General features: G+C 67.6%; 17 protein-coding genes. All 17 read left to right on the top strand.

Features of this window, described 5'->3' with window-relative positions; translation table 11 throughout:
• Positions 1-62 precede the first annotated feature (62 nt).
• The 17 genes from LN047_RS00980 to hisH all read left to right on the top strand — a co-directional run bounded on the left by LN047_RS00980 (position 63) and on the right by hisH (position 15,228).
• The gene (locus tag LN047_RS00980) at positions 63-1,292 is read left to right on the top strand and encodes a YbfB/YjiJ family MFS transporter (RefSeq protein ID WP_373980941.1); all 1,230 of its coding nucleotides are present in this window, start codon (positions 63-65) and stop codon (positions 1,290-1,292) included.
• Positions 1,293-1,318: 26 nt separating this feature from the next.
• Positions 1,319-2,296: a tripartite tricarboxylate transporter substrate binding protein gene (locus LN047_RS00975; RefSeq protein ID WP_062840186.1), complete on the top strand. Its 978-nt coding sequence runs from the start codon at positions 1,319-1,321 to the stop codon at positions 2,294-2,296.
• A gap of 18 nt (positions 2,297-2,314) precedes the next feature.
• Complete coding sequence (locus LN047_RS00970) at positions 2,315-3,376, top strand: NAD(P)H-dependent flavin oxidoreductase (RefSeq protein ID WP_373980940.1); 1,062 nt, start codon at positions 2,315-2,317, stop codon at positions 3,374-3,376.
• 366 nt (positions 3,377-3,742) lie between these two features.
• Positions 3,743-4,579, top strand: coding sequence for an ABC transporter ATP-binding protein (locus LN047_RS00965; protein ID WP_056320366.1), 837 nt, complete (start codon positions 3,743-3,745; stop codon positions 4,577-4,579).
• Complete coding sequence (gene mlaE, locus LN047_RS00960) at positions 4,576-5,364, top strand: lipid asymmetry maintenance ABC transporter permease subunit MlaE (protein WP_056320369.1); 789 nt, start codon at positions 4,576-4,578, stop codon at positions 5,362-5,364. The genes LN047_RS00965 and mlaE overlap by 4 nt, the downstream gene beginning before the upstream one ends.
• Before the next feature lie 12 nt (positions 5,365-5,376).
• Entirely contained in the window at positions 5,377-5,877 is a 501-nt protein-coding gene (mlaD, locus tag LN047_RS00955) for an outer membrane lipid asymmetry maintenance protein MlaD (RefSeq protein WP_056320371.1), read from the top strand.
• Positions 5,878-5,958: 81 nt separating this feature from the next.
• On the top strand, positions 5,959-6,756 hold the full coding sequence (locus tag LN047_RS00950; protein ID WP_373980939.1) for a VacJ family lipoprotein: 798 nt from the start codon (positions 5,959-5,961) through the stop codon (positions 6,754-6,756).
• A 37-nt stretch (positions 6,757-6,793) separates the two neighbouring features.
• The gene (locus tag LN047_RS00945) at positions 6,794-7,432 is read left to right on the top strand and encodes a phospholipid-binding protein MlaC (protein WP_063954044.1); all 639 of its coding nucleotides are present in this window, start codon (positions 6,794-6,796) and stop codon (positions 7,430-7,432) included.
• Between the two features lie 175 nt (positions 7,433-7,607).
• Entirely contained in the window at positions 7,608-8,420 is an 813-nt protein-coding gene (locus LN047_RS00940; protein WP_056320378.1) for an ABC transporter ATP-binding protein, read from the top strand.
• Positions 8,417-9,229: an ABC transporter permease gene (locus LN047_RS00935; protein ID WP_373980938.1), complete on the top strand. Its 813-nt coding sequence runs from the start codon at positions 8,417-8,419 to the stop codon at positions 9,227-9,229. Before LN047_RS00940 ends, LN047_RS00935 begins: the two co-directional genes overlap by 4 nt.
• A gap of 5 nt (positions 9,230-9,234) precedes the next feature.
• Entirely contained in the window at positions 9,235-9,480 is a 246-nt protein-coding gene (locus LN047_RS00930) for a BolA family protein (RefSeq protein WP_056320382.1), read from the top strand.
• Positions 9,480-10,751 (top strand): UDP-N-acetylglucosamine 1-carboxyvinyltransferase, encoded by a 1,272-nt coding sequence (gene murA, locus LN047_RS00925; RefSeq protein WP_373982094.1) that lies wholly within the window; start codon positions 9,480-9,482, stop codon positions 10,749-10,751. Before LN047_RS00930 ends, murA begins: the two co-directional genes overlap by 1 nt.
• Complete coding sequence (gene hisG / locus LN047_RS00920) at positions 10,748-11,422, top strand: ATP phosphoribosyltransferase (protein ID WP_056320385.1); 675 nt, start codon at positions 10,748-10,750, stop codon at positions 11,420-11,422. Before murA ends, hisG begins: the two co-directional genes overlap by 4 nt.
• A 61-nt stretch (positions 11,423-11,483) precedes the next feature.
• Positions 11,484-12,788 (top strand): histidinol dehydrogenase, encoded by a 1,305-nt coding sequence (hisD, locus tag LN047_RS00915; RefSeq protein WP_373980937.1) that lies wholly within the window; start codon positions 11,484-11,486, stop codon positions 12,786-12,788.
• Positions 12,785-13,888 (top strand): histidinol-phosphate transaminase, encoded by a 1,104-nt coding sequence (hisC, locus tag LN047_RS00910; protein ID WP_373980936.1) that lies wholly within the window; start codon positions 12,785-12,787, stop codon positions 13,886-13,888. The genes hisD and hisC overlap by 4 nt, the downstream gene beginning before the upstream one ends.
• A 1-nt stretch (position 13,889) precedes the next feature.
• Positions 13,890-14,477 carry an imidazoleglycerol-phosphate dehydratase HisB gene (gene hisB, locus LN047_RS00905; protein WP_008160445.1) on the top strand — a complete coding sequence of 196 codons (588 nt, stop codon included), beginning with the start codon at positions 13,890-13,892 and terminating at the stop codon, positions 14,475-14,477.
• A 52-nt stretch (positions 14,478-14,529) separates the two neighbouring features.
• Positions 14,530-15,228: an imidazole glycerol phosphate synthase subunit HisH gene (hisH, locus tag LN047_RS00900; protein ID WP_062840181.1), complete on the top strand. Its 699-nt coding sequence runs from the start codon at positions 14,530-14,532 to the stop codon at positions 15,226-15,228.
• Positions 15,229-15,253: the final 25 nt, after the last annotated feature.

Raw genomic sequence — 15,253 nt, 5'->3', positions numbered from 1 at the left:
TGGGAACTCACGTTCTTAATAATTCACTATTCAAGATATTAGTACAGCCGTAGAGTTGGGCCATGTCAACGCCTGCTTACCCTTCCCTCGACCCCTCGGCCAGCGCCACCCGTCTGGCGTGGCCCGCGGCCCTTGCGCTGGCGGCCGCCATGGGCATCGGACGCTTTGCCTTCACGCCGGTCTGGCCGTTGATGGCGCAGGAGTCTGGTCTGTCGCTTGCACAGGGCGGCTGGATGGCGTCAGCCAATTACGCGGGCTACCTGCTGGGCGCGCTGGCGGCCATCGTCTGGCCCGTGCGCCGGCTGCGCGCCACGCTGGCGGCCAGCCTGGCCGCCGTGGCCGCCCTGACGCTTGCCATGCCGCTTGTGAACAACGTGGCCGGCTGGTCGGCGCTGCGGCTGGCCGCGGGCTATGCCAGCGCCAGCGCCTTCATCTGCGTGGTGGCGTGGCGGCCGGTTCCCGCCGGCGACGCGCGCGAGGCCTCGGCGTCCGCGGTGACGTATGCCGGCGTGGGCGCGGGCATCGCGCTCACGGGGCTGGCGTGCCTGGCCCTGATGGGCTGGGGCGCGGGCGCCAACCTGACCTGGTCCGCGCTGGGCGCCCTGGCGCTGGCGCTGTCCGCGGCGGCGTGGGCTGGCCTCACCCGGCAATCGCCTCCGGTCCGCCAGACGGGCGCCGGCGCGCCACCGGCGCGGCTGCCGCAGGGCATTGCCGCGCTGTCTATGCACTACGGCGTTTTCGGGGTGGGTTACATCATCCCCGCGACCTTCCTGCCCGCCATGGCCAAGGAGATCTTTCCCAATCCGGCGATCTTCGGGTGGGCGTGGCCGATTTTTGGGATGGCTGCGGCGCTGTCCTGCCTGCTGGTGCCCCGGCTGGCGCGGAGCCGTGACGACCGGCAGGTTTGGCGCGGCGCGCAGGCGCTGATGGCGGCCGGCATGCTGGCCGTGGCGCTGTGGCACCACATCGCCGCCGTGATTCTGGCGGCGCTGCTGGTGGGCGGCACCTTCATGGTGATCACGCAGGCGGGCATGCTGACCGCGCGCCGCTTGTCGGGCGCGGCGGCGCCGCGGGCGGCGGCCATCATGACGGCGGCGTTCGCTGCCGGGCAGATCCTGGGCCCGCTGCTGGCCTCGTGGGCGGCGCGCTGGGGCGCCGGGTTGCCGCAGGTGTTGGCTGCCAGCGCGGCGCTGCTGGCGCTGTCGGCCTGGGGGCTGGGAAAAGTCACGACAGAGGGCAATGGCGCTGGGCATAATGCCATCGGCCCCTCGGGCCAATCACACAGCAATTAAAAAGCAGGAAAAGAGGAGTCCCCAGCATGAAAGCACTACGCCCCCTGATTGCCGCCCTGGCCGCCACCGCCGCATTTGGCGGCGCCGCCCAGGCCCAGACCGCCGAATGGCCCGCCAAGCCGGTGACCATGATCGTCCCCTATGCCCCCGGCGGGTTTGCCGACACGCGCGTGCGCCTCCTGGCGCGCAAGCTGGGCGAGTCGCTGGGCCAGCCCGTCGTGGTCGAGAACAAGGCGGGCGCCGGCGGCGTGGTTGGCACCAACCTCATCGCCAAGGCGGCGCCGGACGGCTACACGATCGGCACGGGCAACCTGGCCCCGATGGCGGTCAACCCGTCCCTGATGAAGGAAATGCCCTACAACCCGCAAAAGGACCTGGCGCCGATCATCCTGATCGAAAACAGCCCCCTGGTCCTGAGCGTGAACAACGAACTGCCGGTCAAGACGCTGGCCGATCTGATCGCGCTGGCCAAGAAGCAGCCGGGCAAGCTGACTTTCGGTTCGTCCGGCGTGGGTGGCGCGCACCACCTGTCGGGCGAGATGTTCCGCGAGCAGGCCAAGATCGACATCATCCACGTGCCCTACAAGGGCGGCAGCCTGGCCGCGACCGACCTGATGGGCGGCCACATCTCGATGATGTTCGAAATGGGCTACTCCGCGCTGCCCGCCATCCAGGGCAACAAGATCCACCCGATCGCCGTCACGTCCGCCAAGCGCCTGGCCGTGCTGCCCGACGTGCCCACCATGGCCGAATCGGGCCTGCCGGGCTTCGAGTCCTACAACTGGCAGGGCATCGTCGCGCCAGCCGGCACGCCCGCGCCGATCATCGCCAAGCTGAACGCCGAGTTCAACCGCATCCTGAAGGAACCGGATGTGCAAAAGGCCATCGCCGACACCGGCAGCCAGGCCGGCGGCGGCACGCCCGAGGAATTCGCCGCATTCATCAAGAGCGAAAGCGAAAAGTGGGCGCACGTCATCAAGGCTGGAAACATCCAGCTTCAATAACCTCCCAGGAGTTTTCCCATGGCTTCCCCTCTGATCGAACTGCTCAAGCTGGACCATCCCATCATCCAGGCGCCCATGGCGGGCGGCGCCACCACGGTGGAACTGGTGGCTGAGGCATCGAAGGCGGGCGCCCTGGGATCGCTTGGGGCGGCTTACATGACGCCCGAACAGATCGAAGCGGCGGCCGCGGCGATCCGTGCGCGCACGGACCGCCCGTTTGCCATCAATCTGTTCGCGTCCGTGCCGCAGCAACCCATGGCGGGCAATGCGGACGCGATGCTGGCCTTGATGGCCCGCTACCACGAGCAACTGGGCCTGCCCGCCCCCGAGGCGCCGGGTCCGCAGACCGACCCGCTGGCGGGCCAGCTCGAGGCCATCCTGCGGATCCGTCCCGCCGTCCTGAGCTTCACCTTCGGCCGCCTGCCGGCCGAGGCGGTGGCGCGCTGCCGCGAGCTGGGCATCCTGACCGTGGGGACGGCCACCACGGTGCGCGAGGCTCAGACGCTGGAGCAGGACGGCGTGGACGCCATCGTGGCGCAAGGCGCCGAGGCGGGCGGCCACCGCGGCACCTTCCTGGATGCCTTCGAGGCGTCCCTGATCGGCACGATGGCCCTGGTGCCTCAGGTGGCCGACGCCGTCTCGGTGCCGGTCATTGCGTCGGGCGGCATCATGGACGGGCGCGGCATCGCGGCCGCCCTTGCGCTGGGCGCCGACCTGGTTCAAATGGGGACGGCCTTTCTCACGACGGACGAATCCGGCATCAGCGAGGCTTACAAGGCGGTCCTGCCCGCCTCCCGCGCCGAACAGTCCCGGGTCACCCGCGCCTTTTCCGGCCGCCCCGCGCGGGGCATCGCCAACGCCTTCATGCGGGACGCGGACGCCATCGGCGGCGACATCCTGCCGTATCCGCTGCAGAACGCGCTGACGCGCCCGATGCGCACGGCAGGCGGCAAGAGCGGCAACATCAACGTCCTGTCCCTGTGGGCCGGCCAGGGTGCGCCGCTGGCGCGGCGGGAATCGACGGCGAATTTGATACAGCGTCTGGCCCGGGAAACCGCGGCGGCGCGTGCACGTCGCTGAAGGAGCAAGGCGGGGCCGTTAAAAAAGGGTGTCTGACACCCGGGTCAGAGGCGTTTGCGCGGGGCTGGCGTTTCAGGGGTGTCAGACACCCGTGGCGCCCAGGAAGATGGCAACAAGCCGCCCGCCGGATTGTCCGTGGAATTGAAAACACTGTTCCACGTGCGGCCGGTCCGATTGTGATTGCACAGCGTCGGGCTACAATGGCGCCTCGCCGCCGGGAGCCGACGCTTGAGCTCGTCCCCGGCATCTGAGTAACAGGGCGCTTCCCGACGCAGCCTGTCTTGCCCGCGCCGGCCAGGTTCTCCGGCCCGCTTGCCGGCAGGACAGCACGGCAAGCTCCGCCGCCGAAACTCCCTTTCGTTGCCCATGCCCGCTCAAACCAGCAGCACCCCGGAATTCGCCCTGCGCCTGGAAGGTGTGGCGCTCGGCTACGGTGATTTCACCGTCTTGCGCGACATTTCCATGGACGTCCGGGCGGGCCAGGTGGTGGCAGTCATGGGAGGGTCGGGCTCCGGCAAGACCACGCTGCTGCGCGCGGCCACCGGCCAGATCACCGCCCAGCAGGGCCGCGTCCTGGCGTTCGGCCAGGATATCGGCGCCGCCTCCCGCTCGGAAGTGCAAGCCCTGCGCAAGCGCATGGGCGTGCTGTTCCAGCAGGGCGCGCTGTTCACCGACCTGAACGTGTTCGAGAACGTGGCCTTTCCCCTGCGCGAGCACACGCGCCTGCCCGAGGCCGAACTCACCGACCGTGTGCTCGACAAGCTGGATGCCGTGGGCCTGCGCGCCGCCGCCCATCTGAAGGTCTCGGAAATCTCCGGCGGCATGGCCCGGCGCGTGGCGCTGGCCCGCGCCGTGGTCCTGGAACCCGAACTCATCCTGTACGACGAACCCTTCGCGGGGCTGGACCCGATCTCGCTGGGCATCACCGCCCGCCTGATCCGCAGCCTTGCCGACCGTCTGGGTTGCGCCTCGGTGCTGATCACCCACGACGTGCAGGAATCCTTTGCCATTGCAGACCAGGTCTACCTGGTGGGCCGCGGCCAGCTCGCCGCCGCCGGCACGCCGCAGATGCTCGCGGCCTCGCCGGACCCCTACGTCCAGCAATTCCTGAAAGGCCAGCCGGACGGCCCGGTTGCATTCCAATATCCCGAAACTCCCGCCTTCCAGAAGTGGCTGTCGCAACAGAAAGGGCGCAAAGCATGAGCGGATCCAACAACGCCATCGCCGTGCTGGGCCAATGGGTGCGTTCCCACGTCGCCGGCATCGGCTATTTCACCCGGTTCTTCGGCGCCATGCTGGCGCGCAGCGGCATCGCGCTGTCCCGCCCGCGCCTGGTGTCGCAGCAGGTCCACTTCATCGGCAATTATTCGCTCCTGATCATTGCCGTCTCCGGCATGTTCGTGGGCTTCGTGCTGGGCCTGCAGGGCTACTACACACTGAACCGCTACGGCTCCGAGGAGGCCCTGGGCCTGCTGGTGGCCCTGTCGCTGGTGCGCGAGCTGGGGCCGGTGGTCACCGCGCTGCTCTTTGCGGGCCGCGCCGGCACCTCGCTCACGGCCGAGATCGGCCTGATGAAAGCGGGCGAACAACTGTCGGCCATGGAAGTCATGGCCGTGGACCCGATACGCCGGGTGCTCGTGCCGCGCCTGTGGGGCGGCATCATCGCCATGCCCATCCTGGCCGCGGTGTTCTCCATGGTGGGCATCCTGGGCGGCTGGGTCGTGGGCGTGCTGCTCATCGGCGTGGACGCCGGCGCCTTCTGGTCGCAGATGCAGAACGGCGTCGATGTATGGAAAGACGTCGCCAACGGCGTCATCAAGAGCGTCGTCTTCGGCGTCACGGTGACGCTGGTGGCGCTCTACGAAGGCTGGCAGGCCAAGCCCACCCCCGAAGGCGTTGCCCGCGCCACCACGCGCACCGTGGTCGTGGGCTCGCTGGCGGTGCTGGGGCTGGACTTCCTGCTCACCGCCTTGATGTTTGGAAATTGATACGGATCGATCATGTCACGCGAAAAAACCGACTTCTGGGTAGGCCTGTTTGTATTGCTCGGCGCGATCGCGCTTGGATTCCTGGCGTTGCGCGCCGGCAACTTGAGCACTTTTTCCTTTGCCCCGACCTATACCGTGACCGCCAACTTCGATAACGTAGGCGGCCTCAAGGTGCGCGCGCCGGTCAAGAGCGCCGGCGTGGTGGTGGGCCGGGTCACGAACATTTCCTTCGACGACAAGACCTTCCAGGCCATCGTTTCGGTCGATCTGGAAACGGCATACCAGTTCCCCAAGGACTCGTCGGCCGCCATCCTGACCTCGGGCCTCTTGGGCGAGCAATACCTGGGCCTGACCGCCGGAAGCGAGGAAGATAACTTTACCGACGGCGGAAAAATCCGCTATACACAAAGCGCCGTGGTCCTGGAGCAGCTGATCAGCCAATTCCTGTACGGGTCGGCGGAAAAGCAGGGCACGACCGCCGCGCCGGAAGGCGCTCCCAAGGCGCAGGATTAAAGGCCCGGCACAAACAAGCCGTTACTACGCTGCGTCTCGCGGTCGCGATAACAAAAGAATGTTGATAGGGATACCCGGATCATGAATAAGAAAGCTATTTCCCGAATTGCCACCGTCGCAGCGGCGGGCGCGCTGATGGCCGGCTGTGCCGCACCCAAGAATCCGGATCCGCGCGACCCCTGGGAAGGCTTCAACCGCGGTGTCTACCAATTCAACGACACAGTCGACCGCGCGGTGTTCAAGCCGGTCGCGCAGGCCTACACGTTCGTGACGCCGCAGCCCGTGCGCAGCTGCATCCACAACATCTTCAGCAACGTCGGCGACCTGTGGTCCGGCACCAACAGCTTCCTGCAGGGCCGCGGCCACGACTTCGTGAACACGCTGGGCCGCTTCCTGTTCAACACGACCATGGGCGTGGGCGGCTGCTTCGACGTCGCCTCGGCCAATGGCGCGCGCAAGATCCCCAACGATTTCGGCACGACGCTCGGCGTTTGGGGCTTCAGCCAGGGTCCGTACCTGGTGCTGCCGTTCTTCGGCGCCTCCAGCGTGCGTGACGGCGTCGGCCTGGTCGGCGACTTCTACGGCACCACCTACGGCTACATGGGCGTGGACTCGATCGACAACGTCCGCCTGCGCAACTCGCTGTGGGGCCTGCGCATCGTCGATACGCGCGCCAACCTGCTCGACACCACCGACACCATTGACCGCGTGGCGCTGGACCCGTACAGCTTCGTGCGCGACGCCTTCCTGCAACGCCGCGCCGCCATGGTCCTGGGCCATCGCGTGGATGACGAAGGCTCGCTGCCCAACTACGAAGACGACGGCGACGACGCCCCCGCGCCGGCCCCCGTGCCTGCACCGCAACCCGCGAACAAGTAAGCTGTCGGATTGCGCTTTCGGTACTGAAGGAGATTTGATGCGATTTTCCGTTCCCTCCCTGTTGCAGCGACTGATGTTCGCGGGCCTGCTCGGCCTGTCCGCCGCCACGGCCGCGTCGGCCGCACAAGCCAAGCCGGATCCCAACGGCCCGCCCGAACAATTCGTGCTGGCTGCCGCCAACGAGGCCCTGGATGTCCTGAAGGCTGACGGCGCGGTCCGGGCCGGCAACACCGCCCGCATCAACCAGGTCGTCGACCAGCACATCCTGCCGTACGTCAACTTCCAGAAGACGACGCGACTGGCCGCCGGCCGCTACTGGCGCCAGGCCTCCGACCAGCAAAAAACGGCGCTGGCCGAGGCCTTTCGCGGCACGCTGATCCGCACGTACAGCGGCGCGCTGACCCGCGTCACGTCCGGCACCACCATCACCGGCCTGCCGTTCCGCGGCGATCCCAAGGCCGACGACGTGGTCGTGCGCACGCTGATCAGCCAGTCCAACAGCCAGCCGGTGGGCGTGGACTACCGCCTGGAAAAGACCCCGCAGGGCTGGAAGATCTACGACATGAACGTCGAAGGCATCTGGCTGATCGAGAACTACCGCAACCAGTTCGCCCAGCAGATCAACCAGAACGGCATCGACGGCCTGATCCAGGCGCTGAACCAGCGCAACAAGTAAAGACCCGCTCAGGCTCAGCTCGGCCCGGCGCGTCCCCTCGGGGGTCCGCCGGGCCGATTGCTTTTGGGGACGCAACAAGCGGGGCGTCCCTTTTGCCACCGGGGCCATCAGGGCTCCTGCCGCACCGCGCTTATATAATGGTCAATTCGCTCTTTCCGGGCCATCTCCCCCCGTCATGTCTGCCGTCAGCCTAGAAAACGTCTCCAAGATCTACTCGCCGCGCCAGCGCGGCTGGCAGAAACTGCTCGGGCGCGCGCCCCGGCCCGGCTTTCAGGCGCTGGACAACGTCAGCCTGAACATCGAGCACGGCGAGTTCTTCGGCCTGCTCGGTCCCAACGGCGCAGGCAAGACCACGCTCATCTCCATCCTGGCGGGCCTCGCGCACGCCACCTCGGGCCGCGCCACCGTCTGTGGTTACGACGTCGTGGCCGACTACAAGTCGGCGCGGCGGGCGCTGGGCGTCGTGCCGCAGGAATTGGTCTATGACCCGTTCTTTACCGTGCGCGAGACGCTGCGCATCCAGTCCGGATACTTCGGCCTGCGCAAGAACGACGACTGGATCGACGAGATCCTGTTCAACCTGGGCCTGGCCGACAAGGCCAATTCCAACATGCGCGCGCTGTCCGGCGGCATGAAGCGCCGCGTGCTGGTGGCGCAGGCGCTGGTGCACCGCCCGCCGGTCATCGTGCTGGACGAGCCGACCGCGGGCGTGGACGTGGACCTGCGCCGCACGCTGTGGGAGTTCATTTCGCGGCTGAACAAGGCCGGCCACACCATCATGCTCACCACGCACTACCTGGAAGAGGCCGAGGCGCTCTGTAACCGCATCGCCATGCTCAAGGGCGGGCGTGTCGTGGCGCTGGACACCACCCAGGCGCTGCTTGCCCGCGTGGGCGGCGTGGACCTGGAAGACGCTTTCGTGCGCATCATGCACCAGGACGACGAGCCCGGCGCGCGCGCCCTGCAACCCGAAGAGATCTCATCATGACCCAGCCCGCCACGCCTGCCGGCCAGCCGCTGGTGCAGCCCCGCCTGGACGCCGGCTCCGGCTTTCCGACCCTGCTGCGCAAGGAATTGCTGCGCTTCTGGAAGGTCAGTTTCCAGACCATCGCCGCGCCGGTCATCACCGCGCTGCTGTACCTGCTGGTCTTCGCGCACGTGCTGGAAGGGCGCGTCACGGTGTACGGCACCGTGCCCTACACGTCGTTCCTGATCCCCGGGCTCATGATGATGAGCATGCTGCAGAACGCGTTCGCCAACCCGTCCTCGTCGCTCATCCAGAGCCGCATCACCGGCAACCTGGTGTTCATGCTGCTGCCGCCGCTGTCGCACCGGGACATCTTCGGCGCCTACGTGCTGGCCGCGATCGCGCGGGGTCTGGCGGTCGGCCTGTGCGTGTGGGCCGTGGCGCTGTTCTTCGTGCCGCTGGCGCCCGCGCATCCGCTGTGGGTGCTGGTCTTTGCAGTGATTGCGTGCGGCATCATGGGCACGCTGGGACTGGTCGCGGGCCTGTGGTCCGAAAAATTCGACCAGCTCGCGGCCTTCCAGAACTTCCTGATCATGCCGGCCACCTTCCTGTCCGGCGTGTTCTATTCCATCCATACGCTGCCGCCGTTCTGGCAAAGCGTCTCGCACTGGAACCCCATCTTCTACACCATCGACGGATTCCGCTACGGATTCTTCTCGGTGTCGGACGTCTCGCCCTGGCACAGCCTGGCGGTGGTGACGGCGGTGTTCCTTGCGCTCTCCGCTTACGCGCTGCGGCTTCTGGCCAGCGGCTACAAACTCAGGAACTGACGTCCATGCTTCCCACTCCCGCGCAAGTCCGCCAATACATCGCTGACGGCCTGCCCTGTGAACATCTCGACGTGCAGGGCGACGGGTCGCATTTCGACGCCGTCATCGTCAGCACGGCCTTCGAAGGCAAGCGCCTGATCCAACGCCACCAGCTCGTCTACGCCGCGCTGGGCGACCGCATGAAAGCCGAGATCCATGCCCTGTCGATGCGCACCCTGACCCCCGCCGAATACCAGAAAGCGGGTGAATGATGGACAAGCTTCGCATTACCGGCGGCGCGCGGCTGCATGGCGAGATCTCGATTTCCGGCGCCAAGAACTCGGCCCTGCCGATCCTGTGCGCGGGTCTGCTGACCGCCGACACGCTGGTTCTGTCCAATGTGCCGCGCCTGAACGACACCGGCACCATGCTGCGCCTGCTGGCCCGCATGGGCGTGCGCGCCGAACGCGCCGACGACGGCATCGTCACGCTGCAGGCCGGCAACGTCGACAGCCTGGAAGCGCCGTACGACCTGGTCAAGACGATGCGCGCCTCGATCCTGGTGCTGGGCCCGCTGGTCGCGCGGTTCGGCGAGGCCCGCGTCAGTCTGCCCGGCGGCTGCACCATCGGCCAGCGGCCGGTCGACCAGCACATCAAGGGCCTGGCCGCGCTGGGCGCTGAAATCAGCATCGAGCACGGCTTCGTGGTGGCGCGCGCCAAGCGCCTGAAGGGCGCCTCCATCCGCACCGACATGGTCACGGTCACCGGCACGGAAAACCTGCTGATGGCCGCCGTGCTGGCCGAGGGCCGCACCGTGCTGGAAAACGCCGCGCGCGAGCCCGAAGTGGTGGACCTGGCGGAACTGCTCATCAAGATGGGCGCCCGCATCCAGGGCCACGGCACCGACCGCATCGTGATCGACGGCGTCGAGCGCCTGCACGGCGCCGAACACCGCGTCATCTCCGACCGCATCGAAGCCGGCACCTTCCTGTGCGCGGTGGGCGCGGCCGGCGGCGACATCCTGCTCAAGAACGCGGATGCCGACATCCTGGGCGCCACGCTGGACAAGCTGACCGAAGCGGGCCTGACCATCGCGACTGGTCCCGGCTGGATCCGCGGCGCGATGGACAAGCGCCCCAAGGCCGTGGGTTTCCGCACGCACGAGTACCCGGGCTTTGCCACCGACATGCAGGCCCAGCTGATGGCGCTGAACACCGTGGCCGACGGCACGTCGGTCATCGTCGAGACCATCTTCGAGAACCGCTACATGCACGTGCAGGAACTGCGCCGCATGGGCGCCCAGATCGACATCGACGGCCACACCGCTGTCGTGCGCGGCGTGCCGCGCCTGTCCGGCGCAACGGTCATGGCGACCGACCTGCGCGCCTCGGCCAGCCTGGTCATCGCCGGCCTGGCCGCCGATGGCGATACGCTGGTCGACCGCATCTACCACCTGGATCGCGGCTACGATCAGATGGAAGTGAAACTGCGCGCCCTGGGCGCGGATATCCAACGAGTTACCGGCAAGGAACAGGCTCAATGAGCAATGCCTCCGTCACCCCCCTGACCCTGGCGCTGTCCAAGGGCCGCATCTTCGAAGAGACCATGCCGTTGCTGGCGGAAGCCGGCATCGAAGTCCCCGAGAACCCCGAAAGCTCGCGCAAGCTCATCCTGCCCACCAGCGATCCCGGCCTGCGCCTGATCATCGTGCGCGCCTCGGATGTGCCCACCTACGTGCAGTACGGCGCGGCCGACCTGGGCATCGCGGGCAAGGACGTGCTGATCGAGCACGCCAAGGAACAGCCCGGTGGCCTGTACCAGCCCATCGACCTGAACATCGCCAAGTGCCGCCTGGCCGTGGCCGTGCGCAACGGCTTTGACTACGACGCCGCGGTTCACCAGGGCGCGCGCCTGCGCGTGGCCACCAAGTACGTGCAGTCAGCCCGTGAACACTTCGCAGCCAAGGGTGTGTACGTGGACATCATCAAGCTGTATGGTTCGATGGAACTGGCGCCGCTCGTCGGCCTGGCCGATTGCATCGTCGACCTGGTGTCCACCGGCGGCACGCTGCGCGCCAACGACCTGGTCGCCGTGGAAGACGTCATGCCGATCTCGTCGCGCCTGATCGTCAACCAGGCCGCCCTGAAAACCCGCGGCGACCGCCTGCAGCCGCTGCTGGACGCCTTCGCAAGAGCGGCCTCCCGCAACGTCTGACTCCCGCCCGCCGCGCCCGGCGCGGCGGCCGATACCGTTACCTGCTTTGCTCCATGACGCCATGGCCCTGATCAATCGTCTCGACTCCCGCGATCCCGGATTCAAATCCGCCCTGTCCAAGCTGCTGGCCTTCGAGGCCACCGAGGACGAATCCATCGACCGCGCCGCCGCCAGCATCCTGGCCGACGTGCGCACCCGCGGCGACGCCGCGCTGGTGGAATACACGCAGCGGTTCGACCGCATGCCGGACGCGGCAGCGCATACGCTGGAGATCCCCAAGGCCGATTGGCATGCGGCCCTGGCCGGGCTGCCGGCCGCGCAGCGCAATGCGCTGGAAGCCGCCGCCGACCGCGTGCGCGCCTACCACGAGCGCCAGCGCGCCGAGACCTGGACCTACACCGAAGCCGACGGCACGCTGCTTGGCCAGCAGGTCACGCCGCTGGACCGCGTGGGCCTGTACGTGCCCGGCGGCAAGGCCGCGTATCCGTCGTCCGTGCTGATGAACGCCATTCCGGCCAAGGTCGCGGGCGTGCAGGAGTTGGTCATGGTCACGCCCACGCCGGACGGCGTGCGCAACCCCATCGTGCTGGCCGCCGCCGCCATCGGCGGCGTGGACCGCGTGTTCGCCATCGGCGGCGCGCAGGCCGTGGGTGCGTTGGCCTATGGCACCGACACCGTGCCGGCCGTGGACAAGATCGTCGGCCCGGGCAATGCCTACGTCGCGGCCGCCAAGCGCCGCGTGTTCGGCGTGGTCGGCATCGACATGATCGCCGGCCCCAGCGAAATCCTGGTCATCTGCGACGGCAAGACGCCGGCCGACTGGATCGCGATGGACCTGTTCTCGCAGGCCGAGCACGACGAGCTCGCCCAGTCCATCCTGCTCTGTCCCGACGCCACCTTCATCGAAGAGGTCGAAGCGGCCATCGCCCGTCTTCTGCCCACCATGCCGCGCGCCGACATCCTGCGCGTCAGCCTGGCCAACCGCGGCGCGCTGATCCTGGTGCGCGACCTGGAAGAAGCCTGCCAGATCGCCAACGACATCGCCCCCGAGCATTTGGAAATCTCCACCGAGCAGCCCGAAGTCTGGACCGCCCGCATCCGCCACGCCGGCGCCATCTTCATGGGCCGCTTCAGCTCGGAAGCCCTGGGCGACTACTGCGCCGGCCCGAACCACGTGCTGCCCACCTCGCGCACGGCGCGCTTCTCGTCGCCGCTGGGCGTGTATGACTTCCAGAAGCGTTCCAGCCTGATCCAGGTCTCGCACGCCGGCGCCCAGACGCTGGGACGCATCGCCGCCGAACTGGCGCTGGGCGAGGGCTTGCAGGCGCATGCCGCAAGCGCCCAGTACCGGGTCGACAAGGCATGAGCGCGGGACCGGCGGACGTCGCCGGCCGCGTCAAAGGCACCGTTCGCGCCGACATCCGCGAGTTGGCGGCGTACCCCGTCGCCCATGCCGAAGGCTGCATCAAGCTGGACGCCATGGAATGCCCGTACGAGCTGCCCGAAGCCGTGCGCGATGACATCGCGCGCGCCGTCCGCGACACGCCGCTGAACCGCTATCCGTCCGCGAATCTCTCCGCGCTGCAGGCCGCCGTCAAGACAGCCTTCGGCGTGCCCGATGGCGCGGACGTGCTGTTTGGCAACGGCTCGGACGAGCTCATCCACCTGATGGTGCAGGCGTGCTGCAACCCGGGCGACGTGGTGCTGTCGCCCTGGCCGTCGTTCGTGTACTTCGACATGGCCGCGCGCTTTGACCACGCGCGTTTCGTGGGCGTGCCGCTGACCGATGACCTGACCCTGGACCTGCCGGCCATGCTGGCGGCCATCGGCCAGCATCAGCCAAAGCTCGTGTTCCTGGCCACGCCCAACAATCCCACTGGCGGTCTGTGGTCGCGCGAAGACGTGGACGCCATCATCCAGGCCGCGCCGGGGCTCGTGGTGATCGACGAGGCCTACCAGCCGTTCGCGGACTACACCTGGATGCCGCGCGTGCTGGAGGCGCCCAACGTGGTCGTCATGCGCACCGTGTCCAAGATCGGCCTGGCGGGGCTGCGCTTTGGCTACCTTGCCGGCGATCCGGCCTGGATCGCCGAGCTGAACAAGGTGCGCCCGCCCTACAACCTGAACGTGCTGACGCAGGCCACGCTGCAGGCCGTGCTGCGGCACAAGGCCGTGCTGGACGAACAGGCGGCCCGGCTGCGCGCCGACCGCGAGCCATTGGCCGCGGCGCTGGCGCAATTGCCCGGCGTCAGGGTATTCCCTTCCGCGGCCAATTTCATTCTGGCCCGCTTTTCCGGCAAGCTCGACGGCAACGCCGTGCATCTTGCCCTGAAAACGCGCAAAATATTGATTCGCAACTTCTCCAATGCCCACCCGCTGCTGGCCAACTGCCTGCGCATCTCGGTGGGCGCCCCGGCCGAGAACGCCGCCTTGCTATCCGCCCTGCAAGAGATCTTGAGTGCTTAACATGCGTACCGCAGAAATCACCCGCAACACCAACGAAACCCGCATCCGCGTGGCCATCAACCTGGATGGCACCGGCAAGCAGACGATCGACACGGGCGTGCCCTTCCTGGATCACATGCTGGACCAGATCGCGCGTCACGGCCTGATCGACCTGGACATCAAGGCCGAGGGCGACCTGCACATCGACGCGCATCACACGGTGGAAGACGTGGGCATCACGCTGGGCATGGCCATCGCCAAGGCCGCGGGCACCAAGGCCGGCCTGCGCCGCTACGGTCACGCGTACGTGCCGCTGGACGAAGCGCTGTCGCGCGTGGTGGTGGACTTCTCCGGCCGTCCCGGCCTGGAATATCACATCCCGTTCACGCGCTCGCACATCGGCAGCTTCGATGTGGACCTCACGCGCGAATTCTTCCAGGGCCTGGTCAATCACGCGCTGATCACGATGCACATCGACAACCTGCGCGGCTTCAACTCGCACCATCAGGCGGAAACCGTGTTCAAGGCCTGTGGCCGCGCGCTGCGCATGGCGCTGGAAGTCGACCCGCGCATGGGCGACGTCGTGCCGTCCACCAAGGGCGTGCTGTAAGGTACGCAACCCAGGCAAGCCATCCCCTTCGCACCGCACCAGGCAGACAGAAGTGACCACTATCGCCATCGTCGACTACGGAATGGGCAATTTCCATTCCGTCGCACGCGCCCTGAAATACGCCGCGCCTGACGCCGACATCCGCATCTGCAACCAGCCCCAGGAAATCGCCGCCGCCGACCGCGTGGTGTTTCCGGGCCAGGGCGCGATGGCGGACTGCATGCGCACCCTGAACGAATCCGGACTGCGCGACGCCGTCGTGCGCGCCGCCCGCGAAAAGCCCCTGCTGGGCGTCTGCGTGGGCGAACAGATGCTGTTCGACGCCAGCGAAGAAGGCGCCACCACCTGCCTGGGCCTGTTCCCGGGCGTCGTGCGCCGCTTTTCCGGCCCCGGCTTTGCCGACCTGATCCCCGCCGACGACGAAGCCTGCCTGGCCGACACGGGCGCGGCAGGTCTGGCGGACACCCGCCCCGAGCGCCTGAAGGTGCCGCACATGGGCTGGAACAAGGTCCGCCACACCCGGTCTCACCCGATCTGGGAAGGCATTCCGGACGACTCGCACTTCTATTTCGTCCATAGTTATTACGCCGATCCGGCCGATCCGGGCCTGACGGTTGGTGAAACCGATTATGGCGTCACCTTTACCTGCGCGGTGGCGGCAGCTAACATTTTCGCGGTGCAGTTCCACCCCGAAAAGAGCGCCGAGCACGGTTTGCGCCTGTATCGCAATTTTGTAGACTGGCAGCCGTAGGCCCCGAGCCCCGTGCGCCAGCCCG

Origin of the sequence: Achromobacter sp. JD417, assembly GCF_041879325.1 — a bacterium.
GTDB classification, from domain to species: Bacteria; Pseudomonadota; Gammaproteobacteria; order Burkholderiales; family Burkholderiaceae_B; genus Achromobacter; species Achromobacter mucicolens.
The sequence above is the reverse complement of the archived record's forward strand: the minus strand, read 5'-3'. Positions and strand labels throughout refer to the sequence as shown.

What these genes read in the sequence shown, in the direction of transcription:
- LN047_RS00980 (WP_373980941.1), top strand. Translation starts at nt 63, where the DNA reads ATGTCAACGCCTGCTTACCCTTCCCTCGACCCCTCGGCCAGCGCCACC.
- LN047_RS00975 (WP_062840186.1), top strand. Translation starts at nt 1,319, where the DNA reads ATGAAAGCACTACGCCCCCTGATTGCCGCCCTGGCCGCCACCGCCGCA.
- LN047_RS00970 (WP_373980940.1), top strand. Translation starts at nt 2,315, where the DNA reads ATGGCTTCCCCTCTGATCGAACTGCTCAAGCTGGACCATCCCATCATC.
- LN047_RS00965 (WP_056320366.1), top strand. Translation starts at nt 3,743, where the DNA reads ATGCCCGCTCAAACCAGCAGCACCCCGGAATTCGCCCTGCGCCTGGAA.
- mlaE (WP_056320369.1), top strand. Translation starts at nt 4,576, where the DNA reads ATGAGCGGATCCAACAACGCCATCGCCGTGCTGGGCCAATGGGTGCGT.
- mlaD (WP_056320371.1), top strand. Translation starts at nt 5,377, where the DNA reads ATGTCACGCGAAAAAACCGACTTCTGGGTAGGCCTGTTTGTATTGCTC.
- LN047_RS00950 (WP_373980939.1), top strand. Translation starts at nt 5,959, where the DNA reads ATGAATAAGAAAGCTATTTCCCGAATTGCCACCGTCGCAGCGGCGGGC.
- LN047_RS00945 (WP_063954044.1), top strand. Translation starts at nt 6,794, where the DNA reads ATGCGATTTTCCGTTCCCTCCCTGTTGCAGCGACTGATGTTCGCGGGC.
- LN047_RS00940 (WP_056320378.1), top strand. Translation starts at nt 7,608, where the DNA reads ATGTCTGCCGTCAGCCTAGAAAACGTCTCCAAGATCTACTCGCCGCGC.
- LN047_RS00935 (WP_373980938.1), top strand. Translation starts at nt 8,417, where the DNA reads ATGACCCAGCCCGCCACGCCTGCCGGCCAGCCGCTGGTGCAGCCCCGC.
- LN047_RS00930 (WP_056320382.1), top strand. Translation starts at nt 9,235, where the DNA reads ATGCTTCCCACTCCCGCGCAAGTCCGCCAATACATCGCTGACGGCCTG.
- murA (WP_373982094.1), top strand. Translation starts at nt 9,480, where the DNA reads ATGGACAAGCTTCGCATTACCGGCGGCGCGCGGCTGCATGGCGAGATC.
- hisG (WP_056320385.1), top strand. Translation starts at nt 10,748, where the DNA reads ATGAGCAATGCCTCCGTCACCCCCCTGACCCTGGCGCTGTCCAAGGGC.
- hisD (WP_373980937.1), top strand. Translation starts at nt 11,484, where the DNA reads ATGGCCCTGATCAATCGTCTCGACTCCCGCGATCCCGGATTCAAATCC.
- hisC (WP_373980936.1), top strand. Translation starts at nt 12,785, where the DNA reads ATGAGCGCGGGACCGGCGGACGTCGCCGGCCGCGTCAAAGGCACCGTT.
- hisB (WP_008160445.1), top strand. Translation starts at nt 13,890, where the DNA reads ATGCGTACCGCAGAAATCACCCGCAACACCAACGAAACCCGCATCCGC.